Raw genomic sequence first — 25935 nt, forward strand, 5'->3', positions numbered from 1 at the left:
ATATCTACAATTTTAGGCAACTTTAGAAGCCATTTCCATCAAAATTGTACACAAAATGGCACCGTAGGTTCCAACAACATATCCAAACACAGCTAATAATACACCAACCGATGTTAACGATGAATGAAAAGCAGAAGCTACAATAGGCGCAGAAGCTGCTCCACCAACGTTAGCCTGACTTCCTACAGCCAAGAAGAAATATGGTGCGCGAATCAATTTTGCAACCAAAATCAACAATCCTGCATGAATTGACATCCAAACCAATCCGACAGCAATTAAACCTGGATTTTTCCAAACTTCAGTCAAGTTCATTTTCATTCCGATAGAAGCGACTAGAATGTAAATAAAAATACTTCCAATTTTACTAGCACCAGCACCTTCATAATTTTTTGCCTTTGTATACGATAGCATGATTCCAAAAGCAGTTGCAATGGTAATCATCCAGAAGAAAGAAGAACCTAAGAATGACAGTGCTCCGTCATCATTTTTTACTATATCAAATTGATTTAAATAGTCAGTAATCATGCCTGCACCAAAGTGTGCTAATGAGACTCCACCAAATGCTAAGGCAAGAATAATCATCAATTCGGATAATGTTGGGTTTCTCTTTATTTTATTTGTAAACGAAGAAACTCGTTCTTTTAAATTTTCTATAGCAGAATTATCAGCTTTCAGTTTTGCATCTATTTTTTTTGATTTCCCAATTCCTAAAAGTAAAATCGCCATCCATAAATTGGCTACAACAATATCAACCAATACCATGGCGCCATATTTATCTTGACTATATTCAAAAATTTCTAACATGGCAGCTTGGTTGGCTCCACCACCAATCCAACTTCCCGCTAAGGTTGACAAACCACGCCAAACAGCATCTGGACCTACACCTCCAACTGTTTCTGGAGAAACAATAGAGATTAATAAAATAGCTAATGGCCCTCCAATAATAATTCCGATAGTTCCAGTAAAGAACATAATCAAGGCTTTTGGACCTAAGTTAAAAACACCTTTTAAGTCTATACTCAAAGTCATCAAAATCAATGCGGCTGGTAACAAGAAGCGACTAGCAATAAGATATGCATCAGAATAATGATCAGAAATGATTCCGAAAGAACTTAAAATAGCAGGTAATAAATAGCAAATTAGTAAGGCAGGAACGTATTTATAAAACTTTTTCCACTTTACATTTTTGCTTGCCTCGGTATAAAAAACAAAACCTAGTAATAACATTAAAATACCAAATACAATTTTGTCACTTGTAAAAAATGGTTTTGCATAAACGATTGTTGCCTTTATTTTTTGTTTGTCTTTTGGAATTGAAATAGCTTGATTTCCATCATAAAATGTAGCTTCTGTGACTAGAAAAATAAACTCTGAAAACCCTGCTTTTGGATTGCTTTGAAGATCAAATAAAGCTAATGGTTTTTCCGTACTAATTTTTTCAAATCCGCGATAAGAAATCACGGCTTCAGAATTTTTTATGTCAAATCTGAAATCACCACTCTTAAGAAAGTCTTTGTTGATGTTTTTAATATTTTCAATACTTGCGAGACTTGCAAAGGAATCAATGACTTTTATTTTAAGATCAAACCCTGTAAAAGCAAGAGAATCAATGGTAATTTTTGTATTGAAATTTTGTTGCGTAGTTTCTGCACTTCCTACTGTAAGTTGTTGCGAAAAAAGTGTAAATGAACTAAAAAGTAGAATGAAAGCAATGGCTTTTTTGAACATAATTGGATGGTTTATGCTGCAAAATACCAAAAAAAAGAAATTATAGATATAAAATGATGAATTTTAAATCATTCATTATATATAAAAACGTCAGATTGAGTAAAATTCTATTTAAAATTACTCGATCTGACGTTTGTGTCTAAGCCATCTAAAAGTCAACTGAACTCAATGTTGAAAGAGTTCAGAGGTCTAAAAAAGTAAACCTAGCAAAGTCAAAACTATCCTTTCAACCACGCATTACGCAATTGTACTTCTTTACTATTTTTAGGTAAATCTTTTACGGTAATTCCAGTACTTTTTGTTGTTGGTTGTGTAATATTTCCAGACAATGTTTTTGCTTTCTCATCACGCTTTACAGTCATTTTAATTGGATCGCCAACGTTCCAAGCCGCTGAAACATCCAGTAAATCATACACATTTTTAAGATTGTATTTTACGCCATTAATTTCATCAATAACATCTCAGTTTTGGAATCCTAAATCGGTCATAAAAGAATTTAAAAGCTCTCTTCAGCAAGAATAAAAAAAATAAACACGCTGAAAAAATTATTCAGGTGTTTGCTGTGAAGTATCATCTTTTTTTTTAGGAACTCTTTTAGCATTCTTCAAACTTTGCATCAGCATCCATTCTATTTGTCCATTGGTACTGCGAAATTCGTCAGCAGCCCATTTTTCAATAGCTTTCAACATCTCTTCATTGATTCGTAATGCAAAGGCTTTCTTTTTTGCCATAATACTTATTTTGACTTTGGATCTTTTTGATTTTTTAACATAAATACAATTAAAACAATAGGCATCACAACGGAATATGCAATAATTATATACATAAGCGCTGACTCTAGAAAAAAGTCGTTTCCAAATGCTTTTTGTATGCTAGAATAGCATACATACGCAAGCAAAAGTAAGGTTAAAATATTGACAAAACGCAATAGACGATTACTGATTTGATAGTTGTGTTCGGCGTTTTCTTCTGTAATCTTTACCATATAGTTGTGAATGTGTGGAAACTTAGTTAAGACATGTAATCCAATTGTAATGATTGTTGTAATTCCTAATAAAAACCATATTGTATTTTTATGACCAGTTCCGTCAACATTTCCTTTTATGTCAACATGTGTAGGCACTATTTCAGGTAGAGAATTATAGGAAATAATTACATAAATCCACAAAGCAATAAGCAATGCTATTGTACTAGCTTCTAAAATAGTATCAATAGGAGCTAAGGGCACTTTTATTCTGGGTCTATTTGCATACATAATTATCTATTTTTTACGTTCAAAAATAAGTTGTACAAAACCTTAAGTGGCTGTATGTAAAACCCAGCCTTGCTTTGCGTGATTGTCTAGAATTTCTTCTTTTATAGTATTTCTATTTGTTAATCCTAATTTGGTTATTACTACTCTATATTCTTTCATTAATACGAAATTAATGGTTTTACTTTATAATTGATATTTAAATACTTTTGAGGAAGTTTAGTTTTCCTCTGTATCTTCGTCAAAAGCAACGAAGCTTAAAATGATATCAATACTGGTTCCAGAGATGGAACCAATAAGTGTACCCGTTGCCACATCGCCCATCACGGTACCAAAAGTGGTACCTATACTTGTTCCAAAAGCGGCGCCAACTGCAATGGACATGACTTGTTTATCATTCATAATTATTGATGTAAAGTTCCTGTATTTACTACAGGAGCAGCTTCTTTATCACCACATAAAATCACTAATAAATTACTAACCATAGCTGCTTTTTTCTCTTCATCAAGCATGAGTAATTCTTTTTTATTCAATTCATGAATTGCCATTTCTACCATGCTTACGGCACCTTCTACAATTTTATGTCTCGCCGCAATAATAGCGGTTGCTTGTTGTCTCTTTAACATGGCACTTGCAATTTCTTGTGCATAGGCTAAATATCCAATACGCGCTTCCAATACTTCAATTCCAGCAATAGACAAGCGTTCTTCTAGTTCTTTTTCTAATGCTTCACTTACTTCATTTACACTAGAACGTAAGGTTATATCTTCATCATGTCCTTCATCGGCAAAATTATCATACGGATACATACTTGCTAATTTACGAACAGCGGCATCTGTTTGTACGCGTACAAAATGCTCATAATTATCTACATCAAAAGCAGCTTTATACGTATTGTGTACTTTCCATACCAAAATTGTGCTAATCATAATTGGATTACCAAGCTTGTCGTTTACTTTCAAACGCTCACTATCAAAGTTACTAGCACGTAACGAAATTTTTTTCTTAGTATAAAATGGATTTACCCAATAAAAACCGTTTTGTTTTACGGTGCCTACATATTTTCCAAATAGTAAAAGAACACGAGAATTGTTTGGGTTAACCATAAGGAAACCAAATGCTAAGAATAAAGCAATCACTATTCCTGGAATAAAAAGAGGGTTTTCTAAGATAATCATGGCTGCGATGCTTCCGAATAATAGGACAAAAAATATAAATAACATCAAGTATCCATTAGCAGGAACAATAATTTTTTCTTCTTTCATGTTGAGATGTTTTAGATTGATATTAAAATGATATCATAAATATATGAAATTAAATTGCTATTTTCCAAATAGTTAACAGGAAATCTTTTTTGAATACAATCTTTTCTTTTCAATTATCTTAAAAATTTTGAAAGGACAATAAAGTTTGGCACGCCGTTTGAGTACATAAAAGTGTAACAAAGCAATGACATTTAGCAAAGCTGGTTACTTTCTAAAAATAGCTTGTTACATTTTTGGTTGGTTAGTTAAAGAAAAGAGCATCCTTCGGGATGCTTTTTCATGTTATAATACGAAATGTAATATTGATGCGACCTTGAATTTCTTTAGCAGTTTTTGGAATTTGATGCAACCATTTGTGCTGTGTTTCACCTTTCATAACAAGTAAACTTCCATGTTCTAGCAATAGTTTGTGTTTTAAAGTTTTATCGGTGCGATGTTTTAAATGGAAAAAACGCGCCTGCCCAAAACTCAAAGAAGCTATGATAGGATTGGTTCCTAATTCTTTTTCATTATCCGCATGCCAGCCATTACTATCTTTCCCATCTCTGTAATAATTGAGCAACATTGTAGTGAAATTGGTTTCACAAGTTTGATCTACTTTTTGTTTTAAATCAGTTAAAGTCGGCGTCAACACGTGTGGCGTCATTTCAATATTAGAATAGCTATATGTTTTTTGATTGGTTCCGTAAAGCGCTGTCAATCGCGGTTGCGCATATACTTTCCCAAAGACCTTAATGTCGTCTTGTTGCAAGGAGTTTCGTCTAGTAAGATTTCAAAAATATGTGTAGCTTCCTTACCATTTATAAAATTTGGGTAATACGTAACATCTGCTTCAGGTAAATGCAGTGGAAAGCCTTGTATATGTTGTTTACTCTGCACTTTTGAAAATATTTTGAAACGCTTCGGAGTTTGTGAATTCTTTGTATTCTTCTTGAAGATCAAATACAAAATCTTCTTTGCTTATGGAGAAGCGTTCTTTCATTTCAGCTATTACACTCAGTGCTTCATTCTCTTTATCTCGTAACAACATGTTATAGAGTTTATAGTAATAGCCTCCAAAAAAATTAGGATTTTCTGTTATCACACGATCAAAAAATGGTCCTGCTTTTTCAAATTCTGACTGAAGATTAAACAAAATACCTCTGTACTGATCAAAGATAGTATCTTCTCCTACATACTTTTTTAAATTATCAATGGCTGTATTGAGTTTGTCTAAATCGCCATGAATGAGGCTCTCGTGAAAATTCAAATATGTATCTAAACGCTTATCATTAGGTTTGTGAGCTTTCATATCTGAAATAACTTGTATTAATTTTTCATCATCATCACAATTTGAAGCTGCAATTAATAAAAATTGATAATGAAAAGGACTCCTTTCAGCATTTGGAATAGCGACAAGCGAGTTGTATGCTTCTTCATATAGCCCCAAAAACAATTGATTTTTTATGGATTGGTATATGTCCATATTCGCAATATTACTTTGTCGTAAGTTTATAGTTTTATTATATAGATCAAAAGCCATTTCAGAAAACAAAATTCCTGAATAAAAATCATACATATTATCGATTACAATCTTATCTTTTTTGATGTCGAGTGTAAAATCAATAAAATTTATAAAATCAGGACGATACAATCTAAATACGATATGCGGAATACCATCTTCTTTATAAAAATTAGTATACTTAAAATCGTTAGGATATAGCAGTTGAGAACTTATGGAACTACCTATTTTTAAATAAGGTTGTAAAAATTCTATTCCTTTTCGCTTCTTGAAACTTTGTGCTAGTTCACGTTTTGAAAAACCGAAAAGTGAAGCAATATCAACACTATTATCAAACACTTCAGGATTTTTGGTATGGATGGATTTTTCCAATTTTTTTGCAAAATCAATATAATCATCATCAGATAATTGATTATAAAACGCTGTAATTTCGACTGTTTTTTGAGATGCTTTGTATTTTTTTCCAAAATAAACTGTGGCAACAAGTACAATTCCTACTGCAATTATAGTTATCATATTTCGCCAAAAACGCTTTGAGCTTTGTTTGCCAGAATTATTCATGTATTTTTAGTGTCTATGTTAGTAATCGGTTGAAGTCTTATTATGTTAAAGTCATTAAATATACTATTAATTCTTGTAAGTGCATTAGCAATACGTTCGTTATCACAATTACCAGAAGGTTTTGTGTATGTAACCGATTATATTCCTAATATTACATTAGAATTGCGTTATTTCTGTTCTGATAATTTTGTCGGAACACATATTGACGGTTATGAAGCAGATAAGTGTATATTATCATTGCCAGCAACCTTGGCTTTGCAAAAAGTACAGACTGAACTCAAAAAGAAAAACTTAGGAATTAAGGTTTTTGATGCTTACCGACCGCAGCGTGCCGTAGATCATTTTCGCCGTTGGGCAAGAGACTTAAGCGATACTTTGATGAAGCAAGAATATTATCCAAATGTGGCTAAAAAAGATTTATTTCGATTGGAATATATTGCTACAAAGTCGCGTCATAGTAGTGGAAGCACGGTTGATATTACTTTGATCGATTTAGAGACTAAAAAGGAATTAGATATGGGAAGTACCTACGATTTCTTTGGAAAAATATCTTGGGTAGCCTATCAGGATCTGACAAAAGAACAACTACACAATAGAAAACTATTACAGCAAGCAATGTTGCAAAATGGTTTTAGAAACTATCCACAAGAATGGTGGCACTTTACACTTCGAGGTGAACCATACAAAAATCAATACTTTGATTTTCCAATATGGTAATAGAATTTTTTGTAATTTGATCTACACTATTGTTCAGTTAAAAAACGAAAATTATGTAAGACAAGCTTGAAGAATTCGAGATTACAAACGCAGAAACAATTACTGGAGGAGCAGGAGCAACGAAATATATTATTTTACTCTAAAGTACGGTATTCCAATAGTCAACTACAAACAAGTTTTTATAGATTTAAGCATTAACAATTAAAATTCACAAGATGAAATCAAAAACAATTAGCAAATCTAAAACTAGTAAAGGAAACCATTTCTAAGTTTGATGCTACTACTATTCTGGGTAGAGGTACTCAAAGTAACAACCAACAAACAGGTTGTCAAACAAATTGTACAGCAACGACGAGTAAAACTATGCTTTGGAACTAATTTTTGAAAATTGTAAAATCGTATGCTGTTAATAATATTTTAGGAGCATACATAACGTATTTAGGAAGCGAACTTTTGAAAGTTCGCTTTTTTTATGTCTTGTGTTAAATTTTGTATCTTATTGATTATTAGATAAAAAAAACTTAAAACGATGATTCAAAAGCTAAAAAGATTTGAAATTAAAAATGCAACGAGAATTCTAGGAGGAGAAGAACAAGAACCTGTTGATCCAACAGTACAACATCAGATTGACTTGCAAAATAGAATACATGAAATGATGCGAGAAACTAGGATCAATAGGGTAAAAAGCGCAGATAAAATTCATAATAAAATAACGCAGTATATTTCATCATAAATACTAGAGATCAAAAGAAAATAAACTCCAATTTATTTCTTTTGCATGTCTAACAAGTCTAAAAAGTTTATCCTTTAAATTTCAAAAACCGTTTCTCTTCACGAGCAAGTAAACTTTTGTATTTATTTGGTGGATTGATAGAAAAGGATAGGCTTTCTTTCGTTTTTGGATGTATAAATTGAATGGAAGTCGCGCACAAAAACAATCCTTTTTTATAATTCTCTTCCTTTTTTCCGTACAATTGATCACCTATAATTGGGTGACCAATACTCGCTAAATGAACTCGTAATTGATGTGTTCTTCCTGTAGTTGGAAACAATTGTACAAGTGATAAATACTCGTTTTGTAGGGAAGGAACCGCTTGTAGCGTTTTGTAACTCGTACATGCTTCTTTGTTGGCTACTGCTGAGGTAATTTCGCCTTCATTGTTTGTTTTTCCAATGACAATTGCTTGGTATGTTTTTGCAATTTTTTGTTGTTCAAATTGGTGGTATAAATTTCTTTGAGCACTCTTGGTTTTGGCTATAATAAGAAGTCCACTAGTAGGATTGTCTAAACGATGTAGAGGTTTTGGATAATGAAGAGCATCTATTGTTTTTGATGCTTTAAGATTATGGGGCAAAGCATTTTCTATAGTTTTAAAATAGTTTCCGTTAGTAGGAAATCCAGCTGGTTTATTTATGATTGCAATATCGTTATCTTCAAAAATAACAGGAATAGAAAGTTTAAACACTTTTTTGAGACTTGTTTCTTCGGCGTAAATTTTAATAATATCGCTTTCTGAAACATACATTGCAGTAGTTGCAGTTTTTTCATTAATGGTTACCAAATTTTTTTTGATACTCTTTTTAAGTGAACTTTTTGTCATATCGCAATTAAAACTAGAAACATCATATTCCTGAATACGTACAGTAGTATTGAGTTTAGGGACGATATGTGTTTCGAGAAGTTTCAAAGAAAAATTTTTACAAAAGTAAGCATTGCTTATCAGTATAACTTCTTTATTTAATGCTAGATATAAATTTTTGTAAAATATGTATTATATTTATTGCTTATAAATAACAAACATGGAACTAAAAAAGTATTTATTACCTTTTATTTGTGTGCTGATTATATCTGTAACAGCTTGTACCTCAGATGATGTAATAGAAGAAGCTACGCCAAGACAATCTGAATCGCAAGGCAATGCTGCACCAGTAGCAACAAGTATTCGTGTGGTGAAAGATTCTACGAATGTTGTTAGAGTAGATAATATTACTAGTACAAGAATTAAATATACTGAGTATACTTCTACACCTAGAACACGACGAAAAAATTAATTTTTCGTAAACGGACTTCAAAAAGTGTAACAACTTCTTATGAAAGAGGTTACTATTTTAGGCACTAAATTTTATAATTCTAATTGTTTTATTTTAATAACAAGCTAACCGCCTTCTTTTTAAATAGTGTAAATCTTACAAGAAATGATTTCCTTGAGGATTTCCATAATTTTTTGCGTTTACGTGTTTGTACATTTGATTCAAATCAATAATACATCATGAAAAAAATCAACTAATATATTGGTCTGTCATGCATACTCACTTTATTCATGACGGCTTGTTCTTCAGATGATTTCACAATTGAAGAAATGACGCTAAGTAAATCAGAACAAGATGCTATCGTAAAAATAGTGCAAACTAATGTCTCTATTGCTAAAAATGCACAAATTACTATTGATTCTGTAAAACTAAAAAAGATAGATGATACACACTATTTATCCTCTTATCATGGCGACGAAATTACGACTACATCACTAAAAGTTGAGAATGGTGTAGATTTAAAATATGCAGGTATTTCATGTACTTCAAAAAGTTGTTATACAAGTGATGGATGCATACCACATAAGGATGAGAAAAAATGTACCAAATGTACATGGAGTGCAGATTGTACAAAGACAGTAACTTCGGATGCCTTGACAAATTAAAAAATTGCATTCTCCTTTTTTCCTTATTGAACTCATATAAGTTTTTATCGGGTTAAAGAATTTCACATGAGTTTTCATAAAAAAACACGAATCTAGTATATTGGATTCGTGTTTTTACTTGATACTCTTTTGAGTAATGTACGTATTTGATACGTGTTTATTATTTAATCTTTTTTCCAACAGTTTTTCTACCACCTTGCTCTAAAGTCAAGCTAATAGGCAATTTGGTGTTTTCATCAATTTGAAATGTAACCGAGGCGACTACTACTTTTAAAAAGAAATGATCTTCAGATTCAGCAAACAATTCTGCTCTTGATTGATTTGTAGGTTGGCCATAAATCTTATTACCTTCTACAATAATTTCGATGTTAAAATTAGGCGCTAATTCATATGTGCCTGCATATTTTTTAAGAACTTCAGCAGAAAGTTGAACTTCTTTTTTAGCTGTTGGTTTTTTTTCATCACTCCAAGCACCTTTTACTTCAACCATATTATTTTTAAAAACAGCTTGCTTTTTTGCATCATCAAAAAATATTATTTCAGCAAAACTATCGTCATAGAAAAAACGATTTTCAGAAAGAGGATAAATTTTAACTTTAGTATTACTGTCATTACGTTGACTATAAAGTTGATTTCCTTCCAATGTGATGAATCGAATAACGCCATCTTCAAACTTATAAGCGCCAACAAATTGCGTTAGTTTATCTTTGCTAACTTTGATAGCATCAGATCTTTTCGGATACGATTGACCAACAGCAATTGCAGCGATTCTGTAAGCAATATTTTTTGGTGAATTACAATCGCAATTAGTTAAAATGATGACATATACATTTTCGCTTGGGACATAGATTCCTTGTGATGTATATCCAAAAATTCGTCCACCATGCTCAATTACTGACACATCTTTGATCCTGTTTGTAAACCAACCATATCCATAATTGATTGCATTTCCATTATCTATTTTGTAATTTGTAAATGCTTTTTCAGTACTTTCTTTTGAAATTAATTTGTGATTGCGAATGGCTTTATTCCATGTATATAAATCATCTACTGTAGACATTAATGAACCAGCTGCATACGGAATATGCATACTAATATATTTTCCATTGACATAGGCATCATCTCGTTTTTGGTATCCATAGGCTCTGTTTTTAATCAATTTGGATTTGCTACCATAGTAAGAAGTATTCATGCCTAATTTGTCAAAAATTCTCTTTTGTATAAATTCTTCATATGATTTTCCGGTGATATTTTCAATAATTGATCCCAGTAAAACATATCCTGAATTGTTATAGCGAAACTTTTCATTTGGTTTAAAATCCATTGGCTCATTTTTAAACGTATTTATCAATTCTTCTACAGAAAAATCTTTACTAGAAAAATCGCTCAAGGATGGAATAGAAGTATAACTTTTGATTCCAGACGTATGCGTCAATAAGTGATGGATCTTAATTTTGGCATCTTGAGTTGGATACTCAGGTAAATATTTCGTTATTTCATCATCCAGCGAAAGCTTTCCTTCTTCTAATAACATTAAAATTCCAACTGCAGTAAACTGTTTTGTAATTGAGCCTATTTCAAATACGTTTTCAGGAATCATATCTATGTCAAGTTCCATATTAGCTTTTCCATAGGCTTTTCGAAATATAATTTTGTCATCTTTTGCAATTAAAATAGTTGCACCAGAACCATCTGCTTTGTATTGATCATTCATTAATTGATCAATTTCTGTAGTTATATTTTGAGCATAATGCATGGACGGAATCGCCATTAAAAAAACTAAAAAGAATACTTTAAGAATACATATTTTTTTCATTTGTAGTGTATTTAATTATTTTTTGATTGATTGAATAATTGTATGACGATCAAATCCAAAAATGGTTACAAAAAAAGCCTCTTCAATGGAAGAGGCTCTAGGATACTGATTTAATATAACTTATTTAATCATTTCGTAGCTACGTTTGATGAATTGTGTCAATTCTTCTCCCGTTAATAAATTTTGAGACAAGCGTGCTAAATCCAATGATTGTTTGATTAAACGTTCTTGTTTCTTTCTAGTTTTTGTGTTTAGAATTTGCCCAATCAATTCGTGGTTTGTATTCACAACTAAATTATACATCTCTGGGAAATGTCCAAACATACCGCCGCCAGTTTGCTGCATTTCTTTCATACGACGCATAAACTCTGGTTGTGTAATCATAAATGGAGACGCGTTAGAATCCATAGCTTCTAATTGAACAGTATATTTATCAGAAGGCACAACTTCTGTTAATGTAGTTTTTAAGCTCTCTTTTTCCTCGTCAGAAAGTTTAGAAATTTGCTCTTCGTCTTTTTTAATTAAGTTGTCAATTTGATCAGCATCTACACGTGCAAATGAAATTTTTTCTTTTGACGTTTCTAATTTCTGGATTAAGTGTGAAACAATTGGAGAATCTAATAACAACACTTCATATCCTTTGTCTTTAGCTGCTTGAATATAACTGTGTTGTTGATCTTTGTTAGATGCATACAAAATGATTGTTTTATCATCTTTGTCTGTTTGTACATCTTTAATTTTTTCGTGTAGTTCTTCGTAAGTATAATATGTTCCGTCTACAGTTGGATACAATGCGAATTTGTCAGCTTTTTCAAAGAATTTCTCTTCTGAAAGCATTCCGTACTCAATTACAATCTTAATATCATCCCATTTTGCTTCAAAATCTTCTCTACTATTTTTGAATAATGAGTTTAACTTATCTGCTACTTTACGTGTTATGTATGAAGAAATTTTCTTTACATTTCCATCTGCTTGTAAGTACGAACGTGATACGTTTAATGGAATATCTGGAGAGTCAATAACACCTTTCAGCATTGTCAAAAACTCAGGCACAATTCCTTCTACATTATCTGTGACAAATACTTGGTTTTGGTACAATTGAATACGATCTTTTTGCATATTCATATCGTTTCCAAGCTTCGGGAAATATAAAATTCCTGTTAAGTTAAACGGATAATCTACATTTAAGTGAATGTTGAATAATGGCTCTTCAAATTGCGCAGGATACAACTCACGGTAGAAATTTTTATAATCGTCTTCTTCTAGTTCAGAAGGTTGTTTTGTCCAAGCTGGATTTGGATTATTGATGATATTATCAACCGTTGCTTTTTCTGCTTCAGCACCTTCTTCTGCATCTTCTGGAAGTGGTAAAGTTTCTTCTTTAGTTCCAAATTTGATTGGAATTGGCATGAACTTATTGTACTTCACTAACAATTCGCTAATTCTTGAATCTTCTAAGAATTCTATAGAATCTTCTGCGATGTGTAAAATAATTTCGGTTCCTCTTTCCGTTTTATCGTGTTCTTCTAAGGTAAACTGTGGCGATCCATCACATGTCCAATGTGCAGCTTTGGCTTCACCATGACTTTTAGAAATGATTTCTACTTTTTCAGCAACCATAAATGCTGAGTAAAAACCAAGTCCGAAGTGTCCAATGATTCCTGAATCTTTTGCAGAATCTTTATATTTTTCTAAAAACTCTTCTGCTCCAGAAAAAGCGACTTCATTGATATACTTTTGAATTTCATCTGCAGACATTCCGATTCCCTGATCGATAATATGCAGTTTTTTACCTTCTTTATCTACCTTAACTTCAATAACTGGATTTCCATACTCTACACTTACTTCTCCAATATTAGTTAAGTGTTTTAATTTTAAGGTTGCATCAGTTGCATTAGAAATAAGTTCTCTTAAAAAGATTTCATGATCACTGTAAAGGAACTTCTTTATTAAAGGGAAAATATTTTCTACAGATACATTAATATTTCCTGTTGCCATTTTTATATCGTATTAGTTTGTTATTATTTATTAGTTTTTTTACGATTACTGACTTTTCAAAAAAAATACCATTTTTGCTCAAGTGACAAGATGACATAATTTCTGTCAAATTGTGCAAAAAAGAAAACTCCACTTTTCGGTGGAGTTTCTTGAAATAAATATATTTTTGGATGACTATTTACGTTTTGCTTTGCTTTCATCATTCTTCTTTACATGCATTTCTAACAAACGATCTTGTTCCCACAATAAGTGCATGATGGATTCTCTTGATCGGTATCCGTGACTTTCTTTCGGTAGCATTACCAAGCGTACTGGTGCACCCATACCTTTTAAAGCATTAAAGTAGCGCTCACTTTGCAGTGGATACGTCCCTGAATTATTGTCTGCTTCACCATGAATTAGTAATAAAGGTGTTTTCATTTTATCTGCGTGCATAAAAGGAGACATGTTGTAATACACTTCAGGAGCTTCCCAATAACTACGTTCTTCACTTTGAAATCCATAAGGAGTTAAGGTTCTATTGTAGGCGCCACTTCTTGCAATTCCAGCGGCAAATAAATCAGAATGCGTTAATAAGTTAGCTGTCATAAATGCTCCGTACGAATGTCCACCTACGGCAACTCTACTTCTGTCAATATAACCTAATTTGTCAACTGCATCAATTGCTGCTTTTCCGTTAGCAACCAATTGTTTTATGAATGTATCGTTTGGTTCTTCGTCTCCTTCACCAACAATAGGGAAAGATGCATCATCTAACACAACATAACCTCTGGTTACCCAATAAATTGGAGAACCATAATATACATACGTAAATTCGTCCGCATTTACTGTAACCTGAGCTGCACTTTTTTTGTCCTTGTATTCTCTTGGGTATGCCCAAAGAATCATTGGATATTTTTTTCCTTCTTCATAATTAGTTGGAAGGTATAAAGTACCTGAAAGATCCAAACCGTCTTCTCGCTTATACGTAATCACTTCTTTTGTGACGTTTTTGATACTTTCGTACGGATTTTTGAAATTGGTCAAAGCAATAGCTGGTTTGTTCTTTTTTAAGTTCTGAATATAATAGTTAGGATATTCATTTTGTGATTCTAACATGATTAAGAAAGTGCCTTTCTTTAAATCTACAGCACTCATTATATTTAATGTTTTTCCTGTATAATCAGACTCATAAATACGCTTCTTTTTTAAGTTTTTTGTGTTGAATTTATCCACAAAAGGTTTTCTACCATCTTTACTGTAACCATCTCCAATTAAGTATAAATTATTTTTTTCCATACTTAATACATTGCGACCAAATTCATTTTTAGAAGTAATAAAAGATCCAGGATCACTATAGCGATCTTGATAACTTCTGTCTGAAATTATTTTTGGTGCGATTTTATTTTTTGAAGGATTGAAAAGATAGGTTTTTGTATTTCGTGTGTTCCACCAATAATCGTATGCTACTGCTGTAGCACTATTTCCCCATGTAATACCATACATACGGCCAACTGTTTTTAACAGAGATGTCGGCGTACCTGTAAATGGTGCTTTTAGTTGAAAAACTTCATCTCTATGAGAAACTTTTTTAGCAGGGTCACCATCATCTAAAGCTTCTGCCCAATAAATAGTTGCAGGTTGATCTGAACGCCAAGCAATATTTCTACGTCCAGTTCTGGTTGCCATGAATCCTTTTGGTAAATCTTCAATAAGTGGAACTTTTAATGCGTCGTATATTTTATTTCCATTCATATCATAAATGATTGTAGTGAATGGGAATTGAGAATAGGTAACTAAATATGAAAAAGGTTTTTCAATAGTAGTTAGCATAATATATTTTCCATTTGGTGATAAAGACATGCTTCTATACATGTTTTTTTCTTGCCAAAGTGTGTTTGTTCCGTCCAAATTAACTTTGTGCAATTCAGAAGTTGCTAATTGTTCAAAGTTAAATTCGTCATTTTTATTTTTCAATAAATCTTGATACGTTCTGTTTTGTGCTTTTACGCCTTGTTGACTTACTGAAATTGTCGGTCCTGTAGGCACTGAATTTACTGTATTTATAAGATCTTTTCTATTTTTAGGAACTTTTTTTACAAGCAAACCGTTGCTATCATTCAACCAGATATAAGGTCCTGGAATATTTGCATTTAAGTTGGCATCGGTCAATTTTTTTGCTGTTTTGGTTTCAAAGTTTATTACCCACAATTCAACACCCGTTTCTACAGTATTAGTAAGCGCTAATTTTTTTTCATCAGGAGACCATCCAAAGTTTGAAAAAAGACCTTTAGTTGGCAATCCAGCTACAGTTTCTTCTTCATTGTTTCTGCCAATTCTAATCTTTAATTTGTTATAATATGTTTGTCGACTTCCGATATTAGTTTTTGGATTTATACGTAAGCCGCCAAGTCGTAATTCTTTTTCAGAAAGTTCAGCAATGCTTTTATAGTTGCTTCTGTAAGCAAAATAAAACTTTTCTCCTTTGTTATCCATTCGAACTCTTGGAGCTGGTTCTGCATTTGCAAGTTCCAATATTTCCTGTGGAGGTTCTTGATACCCAATATTTTCTTGAGCATATATTCCTAAAAAAGGAAGAAAAAATAATATTCGTAAAAAAGTGTTTTTCATGGTTTTTCCCTGTATTTATCGTTGATGAGGCATAAAGCTATCTAAAAAAAATCGAAATATTTAAAAAAAACTAAGTTTTATTGTAAGGATTCAAAAATATTCTCGATTTACTTTTTAGTGATTGAGGATAGAGATTGTTAGAGAAAAAGAATAATTCCTTAATCAATTGTTTATTTATTGGTTAGGTTGTTTTAAAGCACATTTATGTTTCATAGATGTGTTTTTTTGTTACTCAAGATTTTAATTATAAAGTAAAGATGTAATTATTAATGCTTAATTTTGTAGCTTGAACTTTTAAGAATTCGTAATTTTACAAGACGTTTTCACTCTAAAAAATAAAAAGTCGATAATTTATGTATACATCTAGAATTATAGGATTAGGACATTATGTTCCAGATAATGTGGTTACCAACGAAGATTTATCCAAAGTAATGGATACGAATGATGCATGGATACAGGAACGTACAGGAATTAAAGAAAGAAGATTTGCCGTAAAAGGTTCAGAAGATACAACTTCGGGCATGGGAATTAAAGCCGCTAAGATTGCTATTGAACGTGCAGGTATTGATAAAGACGATATTGATTTTATCATTTTTGCCACCTTAAGCCCAGATTATTATTTTCCAGGACCAGGCGTTATGGTACAAAAAGAATTAGACATTAAAACTGTCGGAGCACTTGATGTACGTAACCAATGTTCAGGATTTGTATATGCAATTTCAGTTGCAGACCAATTTATTAAAACCGGAATGTATAAAAATATTCTAGTAATTGGTTCTGAGTTACATTCACATGGTTTGGATATGACAACACGAGGAAGAGGTGTTTCTGTCATTTTTGGAGATGGAGCAGGAGCTGCAATTTTGACAAGAAGTGAAGATAATAGCCGAGGAATTTTATCAACACATTTACATTCACAAGGAGAACATGCAGAAGAATTGGCATTGATTGCTCCAGGAATGGGGAAACGTTGGGTGAATGATATCATTAAGGATTTTGGGAATGGTGAAGAAGATACATCGTATTTTCCTTATATGAATGGACAATTTGTATTCAAAAATGCAGTAGTTCGTTTTAGTGAAGTTATCATGGAAGGCTTGCTACAAAACGGATTGAAAAAAGAAGACATTGACATGTTGATTCCGCACCAAGCCAACTTGCGTATTGCACAATTCATCCAAAAGAAATTTGGTTTGGGCGACGATCAAGTGTATAACAATATTATGCACTACGGAAATACAACAGCAGCATCTATTCCTATTGCATTGACAGAAGCATGGGAAGAAGGAAAAATAAAAGAAGGAGATACGGTAGTATTGGCAGCTTTCGGAAGTGGTTTCACTTGGGGAAGTGTCATTATTAAATGGTAAGATACATAGAAGATAAAAAATAAAATCCCAAGTGCTAGCGCGCTTGGGATTTTTCTTAGATAGAATATCTAGTATACGTTGTGTAATATTAATGGGTGTTTTTAGAGTGCTAAATTCGAATAATTAACCTAATAACAATACGGTATACTTTACTTATTGTGCAAAATTGGTCGTTTTTTTTCAAATTTAATTACTCTTAGGCTGAATTTTAACAATTTTTTTGTCAAAATGTGCTACTTTGCGGACTAAGAGTGTGTTAGGTCGTCTAAAAATAGAAAACCTCAGCTGTGCACAACTAAGGTTTTCGTCTATTAATAACATTCAATTAACACTAACCATCAATAATAATTGAAGCTATTAATTTGTTGTATGTCGTAAATTAAATGTAGTCTCTTATAGGAATCCGCCACTTCCAGATTTTTCATCATTATCACGTCTCTTTCGAGATTTAGCTCTGTATTTTCCACCTCCAAAACGGTATGAAAGACTTACGTTTACAGTGTTACTTTCCCATCTAAATCCTCCAGTTTGGCGGAATGGTCTTTCACCATCAAAACCAAATTCCTGAGTGTTAAAGATGTCATTGTAATTTACACTTAATGTACCGTTTCCTTGAGCGAATGCATAACGAGCACCAATATTAACGAAGTACATTGGTTCCATTTTAAATTGAATTCCTTGAACACTTCCTCTGTAGAAACCAAATGCAGATAAGTTTAATTTTTTAGTAACTTTAAAGTTGTTGAACATTCTAAAGTTCCAAGCTTCATTGTCTACTTGAACAGTTTGACGTACAATATTATCAATTGTAGCTACATCTGTTGGTGCATTTAATGATTCTGTAATTCCTTTTTGTGTTTGCGCAAAGAAATCAAAGCTTGTGTTAAAACTCCACCAGCTTGTTGGACGGAAGTTACTTGAGATTTCAACCCCATATGCAGAAGTGTTATCAAAGTTATCATGCGTTAAAATCAAACGGTTGATGTCTGTACGATCTACAAAAACAGCTCTGTTGATTTCGTTTTCAATAATTCTATAAAATACACCTCCAGTAATTGTTCCTTTATTTCCTAATCTTCTAGTATAGTTTACTTCCATAGAGTTTGTAAACTGTGGTTCTAAGTTGATATTTCCAAAAGAAGAGATCAAAGGTGTGCTCCATTCTCTAATTGGGTTTACTTGATCAATTCCAGGACGATCTATACGACGGCTATAGCTCAATTGGTACGAATTTTTATCAGATGGAGAATACGTTAAAAACGCTGATGGATATACCTGTGTATAATCATTTTGAAAAATGATATTATCAGTATCTGTTGTTTCAATTTCTTGAGAAAAAGCATTAGCGTCTACTTGAACCGTTTCTGCTCTTAAACCAACTTGGTATGACCACTTTTCAAATTGTCTTCCATACGTTGCATACAAAGAGTAAATATCTCTGCTGTAGTCAAAATCAGTACTTGGTGTTCTTCGTAAGTTTCCTAATTCATTAAATGTAAACCCTGACGATTGGTAATCAATACCTGAGTTGAACAAACGTGCTTCAGCACCAAGTTCTAACTTCGCTTTGTTTTTCAATGGACGTACATAATCTAAGTTAATGGTAGTACGATCTCTATCTGTTTCTGTTTCATCAATATAATTAGGGAATGTACCAGCTCCTTGAAATTGGAAGTCAATATTATCATCTGCATCGTATACATTGTAGTCTACTTCTAATTCAATATTGTGGCCTTCATCATCGATGTCATACTTATAGTTGAAATTGTATTGAGATGCTAAGTTGTCATTTTTTGCTGTGAAATCTTGAAAGTTATTAAATGCAGGATTGTCATAGAAAAATACATCAGTAATACCGTCTGTTCTACTATCCGTGATATTTTGATTCGTAAAGAAAGAAACGGTGTTTTTTTCATTCAAATATACATCAAGACCAACTTTAACCAAGTGTGTTTTACGATTGTCTAAAAAGCTAAATAATTGTTCTGAGTTTTCATCACTTCTGAAAATATTTCCATTATTAGCATTTTTAGAAATGTTATTAGAATAATTTCCAAAAACATTGAATTTCCCGTTACGATAGTTCATATCAAGAGAACTATTAAACTTTGCTTCACGCTCACGTGTCAATCCAAGGTTTATATTTCCGTTGAATCCAATATTTACATTCTTACGCAATACAATATTGATAATTCCACTCATTCCTTCTGGATTGTATTTGGCAGAAGGGTTTGTGATTAATTCAATCTTTTTGATAGAATTAGAAGGTAATTGCTTTAATAATTGTGCTGTAGGAATGTTTGAAAGCTTTCCGTCAACCATAACACGTACGTTCTGATTTCCACGTAAACTAATAGCTCCAGTTTGCTGATCTACATTTACAGAAGGTAAGTTGTTCATAATATCAGAAGCCGTTGGTCCACTAGTAACCAAATCTTTTCCAACAGTAATTACTTTTCTATCAACTTTCTGTTCAATCGTAGTTCGTTCAGCAACAACTTCAACTTCATTAAGAGCAGTAGCGCTTTCTGCAATAGAAACCGTACCTAAATTAATAACTCTATTGTCTCTAGAAATTGTCGCTTCTTTTGAAATAGTTTCGTAACCTATAAATTGAACGTCTATTACAATTGCTCCAACAGAGACTTTTTGAATTTTAAAATTTCCGTTGTCATCAGAAATAGCACCAGTAATTACTTTGCTGTCTGCTTTTGATTTAATGACAATCGTTGCATAAGGGATAGCTTCTTTTGTAGCAGCATCTATTACTTTTCCTTGAACAGTTCCGATTTTGGGGGCTGGGTTTTGAGCATGCAAAGTAACGCATAGCATTAGCATGCATAGTGAGAATAGTTTTTTCATCTAATTAGTTCGTTTTTTATTTTTTTGATGATGTTCTAGATTTCTAGAATCATGCATAATTGACGAAGGAATTACTATTATGTTACGGGTCATAACATATTTTAACATATTTTAACAGATAAAATTGTTGCACACTAAAAATTACTAAATTTGTAGTCTCAATACCAGTGAGCAATACCTAAATCGTAAACTAAATACTTAACCTATTGAAAACACTTGTGTTAGGCGCTTCTATGAAGTCGCACCGCTTTTCGCATAAAGCTGTAGACAGACTTGTAAACTATAACCACGAAGTCGTAGCCTTTGGACTCAAAGAAGGAGAAATTAACGGCGTAAACATCGATACAGAATTAGTGCAATATGGAGATATTCATACAGTTACCTTGTATTTGAATCCTTCTGTACAACCTGATTATTACGAGTATATACTTTCGTTACAACCAGAACGTGTAATTTTTAATCCTGGTACGGAAAATTCAGAATTTTGTGCTACGTTAAAAGAAAAAGATATCAAATGCGAAGTGGCATGCACTTTAGTCATGTTGGCGTCTAATAATTACTAAACCAATGAAAGTCAATAATCCATTAATTGGTAATAGTTCGTATCCAAACTGATAAAAGGTTTTTTTAGATAGTATCGTAGCTTCCGCTAGGTTGGTAACATCTTCCGTAAAATATGTGTAGAATGTTCCAAAATAGTTGGCCAAGAAATACGTCAATGAAATGGAAAGTAATGCTACTAACCATACATATTTGTCTTTTACATTATATTTGGTGAAAATTCCAAAAGCAAATAGTCCTAAAAGCGGTCCATACGTGTAGCCAGCAATGATCAATAAGTTGTCAATAACACTTTTATCACTGAGACTATTAAAAATAATTACAACGATAATTAATACAATAGACATTAATATATGTACAACCTGACGTATGAGTTTTTGTTCATTTATAGAAACTTCTTTTTCAAGTTTAATATGAGTGTCTTTCCTTTTAGCGTTAATGATAGTTGGAATAGCCGTAACAATAGGCTTTGTGAAAGCAATAATTTTTTGACTAAACTTATTTTTTGTTCCTTTTTCTTTTTCAATATCTAAAAAGTCTACAGAAAACGAAGTCGTTAATGAAGTCAATGCAGAATCTGCACTTGAATACGCAGCGGCAATCAATCCTAATAAAAAGACGATAGCCAACGAAAGTCCCAGTCCACCATTAATAGCAATTTCAGGAAATAATAAATCTGTTTTTACTTTTCCATCCATCAGTGGGGTATCAATACTATGTTTAGCTGCATACATATATACCAATGCTCCTAATAACAAGAATACAAAGTTTACAACAATTAAAACCACACTAAAACTTACCATGTTTTTTTGTGCATCACCTAATGTTTTACAAGTCAGATTTTTTTGCATCATATCTTGATCGAGCCCAGTCATACATACGGCAATGAACAATCCGCCAAGGAATGATTTAATAAAATAATTCTTTGCTATAGGATCATCAGTAAACCAAATTTGATTGTATTGCTGCAAGGCATCGGAGCTTAAAAATTCTCCAAAACTCAAATCCAAATCAGCCAAAATCAAATAAATTGCTACACCAACTGCAATCAACATAAACAGTGTTTGTAAAGTATCTGTCCAAACAATCGTTTTAATTCCGCCACGAAACGTATACAACCAAATCAAAACAATGGATAGAGTTACCGTAACCGAAAAATCAATTTCGTAGGCGTCAAACACATAACGTTGCAATACAATAGCAACTAAATACAATCGGAATGATGCTCCTAAGATTCTAGAAATCAAAAAGAAAAAAGCGCCCGTTTTATAACTTATAACTCCAAAACGATCCTCTAAATACTGATAAATAGAGGTGACATTCAAGCGATAATAAATAGGCATTAACACATAAGCAATAATAAAATAACCGACCAAATAACCAAACACGACTTGCATGTAACTAAAGTCAGAATCGTTTACCCAACCTGGTACAGAAATAAAGGTAACTCCCGAAAGAGAAGCGCCAATCATACCAAAAGCTACGACATACCAAGGTGATTTTCGAGATGCTCTAAAAAAAGTTTCGTTACTGTCGTCTTTTCCTGTAAGAAAAGAGATTAAAATAAAAACGCCAAAATATCCGGCAATTAGAAGTAAAATGTGAATCGGTTGCATTACGTATGTTTTCTGTATTGCAAAATACAAACTTCCTAATTATAAAATGTACATTCGTGAAATATTTAAACTATTAATTAAGAAGAAGTATACAGTCATAGTGTATAATGTTATTGTAGTGTTGCTAATTTTTGCAACATTGGAATTTTATTTTGGATACAAATTATCACCCCCCGAAAGTTTAGGTGATCGAATGAAAATTGCCTCTCAAAACCACTATATGAAAAATGGAAGGCAAATAATTCAGTATGAATCTGAAATGGCTAAGTATGATTAAGCATTATTCTACAAACTAAAGCCTGGTACATTCCAATTTTAAAATAGAGAATTTGATGTAACTTTTAAAGTAAATTCTTTAGGAGTAAGAGATGATGAAGCTTCTTTGAATAATCCATAAATAGTAGTCTTAGGAGATTCTCATGCTATGGGATGGGGAGTTAAACAAGAGGAAGCATTCGTTGAGTTACTGGAAAAAAGTACATGCAAAAAGGTATTGAATACTCCAATATCAACGTATGGAACTGCAAGAGAATTTAAACTATTACAACAAGTAAATACTAGCTTACAATACATAATTGTACAATATTGTGATAATGATTATGAAGAAAACCAATTGTACCATCAAAATGCAAACACATTAAAAATTTCTTCAAAATAAGTATATGATGAGGTAAGCGAAGATCATAGAGAAAGAGGAAACTATTACATCTTTAAACATGTACTAAAGTTTCCAAAGTTGATCCTTAGTGCTAATTCAGAATCAGAAATAAAAGAATCGCCAAAAGATGAAGTTACCGTTTTTCTGAATGTTATTAAGCAGGCAAAAATTCTAAATGACAAAATAAAGATAATAGTAGTCAACATAAACGGTCGAAAAACAACGAATCATTTTAAAAAAAAATCTTACAAAACGTTGCAAAATGAAGAATGGAAAGAACTGGCAGCATTTGTTATTCCGTTAGATGTATCTTCAGGTTTGACCAAAGAAAAATACCATGTATTAGACGATCACATGAATGCAAAAGGACATGCTTTTGTAGCAAGTAAATTGAAAGAACTAATAAACAACTTCTAAGACTTTTTTGCTTTTCGCTCTTTTCTGTTGGCTTTGAATAATCGTGATTTCATTTCCTCAGTCAATATTTCTTCCATGGCAAGGTTTTTAATGCCATTTCTTTTATCAAACAATTCAAATGCTTTTGAGTTTGTATATCATATTTTACAGTGGCTATAACTTCATATTTTGAAAACTGTAATCTTTCCTGAATTTTTAAAATATCCTTTTTGGAGGGTTCCTTAATTACCTTTTCTGAGTCTCCTTGTTTTCCATCCAATGTCATGCATCTAACATAACGATCTCCAAGTTTAGCATTTTTAGGGAATTTTGGAGTATTTTGCGTCTGTACAAAGCTAGTAGAAGCTACTAGAATTAGCAGACTAAAAAATAGAATACCTTTTGAGAAAGAGAATAACTTCATTTCAGATTGATTTTATGAGGATACTATCAAATACAGACATAAAATATCAAGTAATTCATAATTCTGAGTTCTCAATTTTGAATTAAAAAAGTTAAATTTGCCAAATGGAATTCTCCTCAAAACTCTTAGAAAACGCTGTCAATGAAATATCACAATTGCCAGGAATAGGGAAACGTACTGCTTTGCGATTGGTATTGCATTTACTACGACAACCTGAAAGTCAAACATTTCATTTAGTGAATGCATTGCAAGACTTGCGTACAGAAATCAAGCATTGTAATAGCTGTCATAACATTTCCGATACAGAAATTTGTGATATTTGTGCGAATCCAAATCGTCAACAAGAAATTATTTGCGTGGTGGAAGACATTCGCGATGTAATGGCGATTGAAAGTACAGGGCAATTCAAAGGCTTATATCATGTTTTGGGAGGGAAAATTTCTCCGTTAGATGGCATTGGACCGCATAATTTGACAATTGCGAGTTTGGTAGAAAAAGTCAAAGAAGGAAAAGTCAGAGAAATCATATTTGCACTAAGCTCAACGATGGAAGGAGATACGACAAACTTTTATATTTACAAACAAATTGAAAGTTACGAGATCAAAACATCTACGATTGCGCGAGGAATTTCAGTAGGTGACGAGTTGGAATATGCAGATGAGGTGACTCTTGGAAGAAGTATCATTAATCGAGTTCCGTTTGAAAACTCACTAAAAAGTTCCTAAACTTTCGCAACTCAATGAAACTTTCGGTCATCATTCTTAATTATAATGTACGCTACTTTTTGGAAGCTTGTATCAGAAGTGTGCAAGCTGCAATCACAAACCTTGATGCGGAAATTATTGTGGTAGACAACAATTCGCCAGACGATAGTTGTGATATGATGCGAAACACTTTTCCAGAAATTCAACTCATTGCCAATAAAGAAAATGTAGGGTTTGCCAAAGCAAACAACCAAGCAGTCAAAGTAGCCAAAGGGGAATATGTTTGTATCTTAAATCCAGATACAATTGTCGCAGAAGATACGTTTACGCAACTATTGCAATTTGCAGATGCTACAGAAAACTTAGGAAGTGTAGGTTGCAAACTCATCGATGGAAGTGGAACGTTTTTACCTGAAAGCAAACGTAATATTCCAACACCAATGGTTTCGGTCAAAAAAATCTTAGGGAATAAAAATTCAGGATACTATTCGGAGGTACACAAAAATGAAATAGGAAAAGTAGACATTCTTGTTGGTGCGTTTATGTTGATGAAAAGAGATGTGTATACTGTTGTTGGAGGATTTGACGAAGATTATTTTATGTATGGGGAAGACATTGATCTTTCATACAAAATCAAAAAAGCAGGTTTTCAAAACTATTACTGTGGAAAAACAACGGTAATTCATTACAAAGGTGAAAGCACATTAAAAGATAAAACCTATGCAAAACGTTTTTATGGAGCAATGCAATTATTCTATAAAAAGCATTTCAAAAGAAATTTAGTCTATGATTTTGCTGTGACGCTTGGCGCGAAATTGATTCCGTTAGTATCAAAACCAGAAAAGCAAGTACCTAAAAATATCAAAAAACATATAATTGTCAGTAATTCGGCAGAATGTTTCAAGCAAATCAGCGAAGTTTGTGCTGCTAAAAATTGTGTGCAAGTTGAAAACTTAGATCACTTTTTTCGTCAAATAGAAGATAAAAATCATACAGAAATCATTTTAGATACTAATTTTGTGGATTTAAAAAGTAGTATTCAAATCTTTGAAAAACAGCTTGGGTATTACAAAATATTACCAAAAAGCAGTACTTTTATAGTCGGTAGCGATTCCTCAAAAAATAGAGGAGAAATACAACTACTAGGCGAGTCAAAGCATTGTTATTGAGCGAGTCGAAACATTGTTAGTGGACTTGTTG

Annotated in this window: 26 protein-coding genes; 10 read left to right on the forward strand and 16 right to left on the reverse strand. The window is 32.4% G+C overall.

Going from position 1 to position 25935, the window contains the following annotated elements:
* Positions 1-12: 12 nt before the first annotated feature.
* The 9 genes from MK119_RS15215 to MK119_RS15250 all read right to left on the reverse strand — a co-directional run bounded on the left by MK119_RS15215 (position 13) and on the right by MK119_RS15250 (position 6262).
* The gene (locus tag MK119_RS15215; protein WP_290680409.1) at positions 13-1227 is read right to left on the reverse strand and encodes a DUF819 family protein; all 1215 of its coding nucleotides are present in this window, start codon (positions 1225-1227) and stop codon (positions 13-15) included.
* 719 nt (positions 1228-1946) lie between these two features.
* Positions 1947-2144 carry a hypothetical protein gene (locus MK119_RS15220; RefSeq protein ID WP_290680325.1) on the reverse strand — a complete coding sequence of 66 codons (198 nt, stop codon included), beginning with the start codon at positions 2142-2144 and terminating at the stop codon, positions 1947-1949.
* A gap of 129 nt (positions 2145-2273) precedes the next feature.
* Positions 2274-2459, reverse strand: coding sequence for an Arc family DNA-binding protein (locus MK119_RS15225; RefSeq protein WP_290680327.1), 186 nt, complete (start codon positions 2457-2459; stop codon positions 2274-2276).
* 5 nt (positions 2460-2464) lie between these two features.
* Positions 2465-2983 (reverse strand): DUF1648 domain-containing protein, encoded by a 519-nt coding sequence (locus MK119_RS15230; RefSeq protein WP_290680328.1) that lies wholly within the window; start codon positions 2981-2983, stop codon positions 2465-2467.
* 42 nt (positions 2984-3025) lie between these two features.
* Positions 3026-3142: a DUF4177 domain-containing protein gene (locus MK119_RS24340; RefSeq protein ID WP_366512824.1), complete on the reverse strand. Its 117-nt coding sequence runs from the start codon at positions 3140-3142 to the stop codon at positions 3026-3028.
* Between the two features lie 57 nt (positions 3143-3199).
* Positions 3200-3364: a hypothetical protein gene (locus MK119_RS15235; RefSeq protein ID WP_290680330.1), complete on the reverse strand. Its 165-nt coding sequence runs from the start codon at positions 3362-3364 to the stop codon at positions 3200-3202.
* A 20-nt stretch (positions 3365-3384) separates the two neighbouring features.
* Positions 3385-4245, reverse strand: a complete 861-nt coding sequence (locus tag MK119_RS15240; RefSeq protein ID WP_290680332.1) for an SPFH domain-containing protein — start codon at positions 4243-4245, stop codon at positions 3385-3387.
* A 277-nt stretch (positions 4246-4522) separates the two neighbouring features.
* A complete protein-coding gene (locus MK119_RS15245; RefSeq protein ID WP_366512825.1) occupies positions 4523-4996 on the reverse strand; it encodes an alpha-ketoglutarate-dependent dioxygenase AlkB in 474 nt (157 codons plus the stop codon).
* A 117-nt stretch (positions 4997-5113) separates the two neighbouring features.
* The gene (locus MK119_RS15250) at positions 5114-6262 is read right to left on the reverse strand and encodes a hypothetical protein (RefSeq protein WP_290680333.1); all 1149 of its coding nucleotides are present in this window, start codon (positions 6260-6262) and stop codon (positions 5114-5116) included.
* An 87-nt stretch (positions 6263-6349) separates the two neighbouring features.
* Here MK119_RS15250 and MK119_RS15255 point away from each other — a divergent pair, with 87 nt between their 5' ends.
* Both MK119_RS15255 and MK119_RS15260 read left to right on the forward strand, forming a co-directional pair.
* On the forward strand, positions 6350-7024 hold the full coding sequence (locus MK119_RS15255) for a M15 family metallopeptidase (protein ID WP_290680335.1): 675 nt from the start codon (positions 6350-6352) through the stop codon (positions 7022-7024).
* A gap of 529 nt (positions 7025-7553) precedes the next feature.
* Complete coding sequence (locus tag MK119_RS15260) at positions 7554-7757, forward strand: hypothetical protein (protein WP_290680337.1); 204 nt, start codon at positions 7554-7556, stop codon at positions 7755-7757.
* Positions 7758-7824: 67 nt separating this feature from the next.
* On the opposite strand, the gene MK119_RS15265 is transcribed toward MK119_RS15260, so the two are convergent.
* Complete coding sequence (locus MK119_RS15265; RefSeq protein WP_290680339.1) at positions 7825-8712, reverse strand: RluA family pseudouridine synthase; 888 nt, start codon at positions 8710-8712, stop codon at positions 7825-7827.
* A 112-nt stretch (positions 8713-8824) separates the two neighbouring features.
* Here MK119_RS15265 and MK119_RS15270 point away from each other — a divergent pair, with 112 nt between their 5' ends.
* Positions 8825-9076, forward strand: a complete 252-nt coding sequence (locus MK119_RS15270; protein WP_290680341.1) for a hypothetical protein — start codon at positions 8825-8827, stop codon at positions 9074-9076.
* Between the two features lie 269 nt (positions 9077-9345).
* Positions 9346-9720 carry a hypothetical protein gene (locus tag MK119_RS15275; RefSeq protein WP_290680343.1) on the forward strand — a complete coding sequence of 125 codons (375 nt, stop codon included), beginning with the start codon at positions 9346-9348 and terminating at the stop codon, positions 9718-9720.
* A 160-nt stretch (positions 9721-9880) separates the two neighbouring features.
* On the opposite strand, the gene MK119_RS15280 is transcribed toward MK119_RS15275, so the two are convergent.
* From MK119_RS15280 to MK119_RS15290, 3 genes are all read right to left on the reverse strand, one after another.
* Entirely contained in the window at positions 9881-11536 is a 1656-nt protein-coding gene (locus MK119_RS15280) for a serine hydrolase (protein ID WP_290680345.1), read from the reverse strand.
* A 120-nt stretch (positions 11537-11656) separates the two neighbouring features.
* On the reverse strand, positions 11657-13534 hold the full coding sequence (gene htpG, locus MK119_RS15285) for a molecular chaperone HtpG (RefSeq protein ID WP_290680347.1): 1878 nt from the start codon (positions 13532-13534) through the stop codon (positions 11657-11659).
* Between the two features lie 174 nt (positions 13535-13708).
* Positions 13709-16144, reverse strand: coding sequence for a prolyl oligopeptidase family serine peptidase (locus MK119_RS15290; protein ID WP_290680349.1), 2436 nt, complete (start codon positions 16142-16144; stop codon positions 13709-13711).
* 353 nt (positions 16145-16497) lie between these two features.
* Between MK119_RS15290 and MK119_RS15295 the strand changes: the two genes are divergently transcribed.
* Complete coding sequence (locus MK119_RS15295) at positions 16498-17514, forward strand: beta-ketoacyl-ACP synthase III (RefSeq protein WP_290680351.1); 1017 nt, start codon at positions 16498-16500, stop codon at positions 17512-17514.
* Positions 17515-17907: 393 nt separating this feature from the next.
* Here the strand turns inward: MK119_RS15295 and MK119_RS15300 are convergent, their stop codons facing one another.
* Positions 17908-20376, reverse strand: a complete 2469-nt coding sequence (locus MK119_RS15300; RefSeq protein WP_290680353.1) for a TonB-dependent receptor — start codon at positions 20374-20376, stop codon at positions 17908-17910.
* Positions 20377-20582: 206 nt separating this feature from the next.
* Between MK119_RS15300 and MK119_RS15305 the strand changes: the two genes are divergently transcribed.
* A complete protein-coding gene (locus tag MK119_RS15305) occupies positions 20583-20939 on the forward strand; it encodes a CoA-binding protein (protein ID WP_290680355.1) in 357 nt (118 codons plus the stop codon).
* Here MK119_RS15305 and MK119_RS15310 read toward each other — a convergent pair.
* Positions 20910-22553: a sodium:solute symporter gene (locus MK119_RS15310; RefSeq protein WP_290680357.1), complete on the reverse strand. Its 1644-nt coding sequence runs from the start codon at positions 22551-22553 to the stop codon at positions 20910-20912. The two genes, MK119_RS15305 and MK119_RS15310, sit on opposite strands and share 30 nt — an antisense overlap.
* Before the next feature lie 493 nt (positions 22554-23046).
* Between MK119_RS15310 and MK119_RS15315 the strand changes: the two genes are divergently transcribed.
* Both MK119_RS15315 and MK119_RS15320 read left to right on the forward strand, forming a co-directional pair.
* Positions 23047-23211 (forward strand): hypothetical protein, encoded by a 165-nt coding sequence (locus MK119_RS15315; RefSeq protein ID WP_290680359.1) that lies wholly within the window; start codon positions 23047-23049, stop codon positions 23209-23211.
* A 78-nt stretch (positions 23212-23289) separates the two neighbouring features.
* Positions 23290-23628: a hypothetical protein gene (locus tag MK119_RS15320; RefSeq protein WP_290680361.1), complete on the forward strand. Its 339-nt coding sequence runs from the start codon at positions 23290-23292 to the stop codon at positions 23626-23628.
* Positions 23629-23689: 61 nt separating this feature from the next.
* Here MK119_RS15320 and MK119_RS15325 read toward each other — a convergent pair whose 3' ends face one another.
* On the reverse strand, positions 23690-24031 hold the full coding sequence (locus MK119_RS15325) for a hypothetical protein (RefSeq protein WP_290680362.1): 342 nt from the start codon (positions 24029-24031) through the stop codon (positions 23690-23692).
* Between the two features lie 104 nt (positions 24032-24135).
* On the opposite strand from MK119_RS15325, the gene recR reads away from it, so the two are divergent.
* Both recR and MK119_RS15335 read left to right on the forward strand, forming a co-directional pair.
* On the forward strand, positions 24136-24756 hold the full coding sequence (gene recR / locus MK119_RS15330) for a recombination mediator RecR (protein ID WP_290680364.1): 621 nt from the start codon (positions 24136-24138) through the stop codon (positions 24754-24756).
* A 14-nt stretch (positions 24757-24770) separates the two neighbouring features.
* Positions 24771-25904, forward strand: a complete 1134-nt coding sequence (locus MK119_RS15335; protein WP_290680367.1) for a glycosyltransferase family 2 protein — start codon at positions 24771-24773, stop codon at positions 25902-25904.
* Positions 25905-25935: the final 31 nt, after the last annotated feature.

It is taken from the genome of Kordia sp., from assembly GCF_022447245.1.
Lineage (GTDB): Bacteria > Bacteroidota > Bacteroidia > Flavobacteriales > Flavobacteriaceae > Kordia.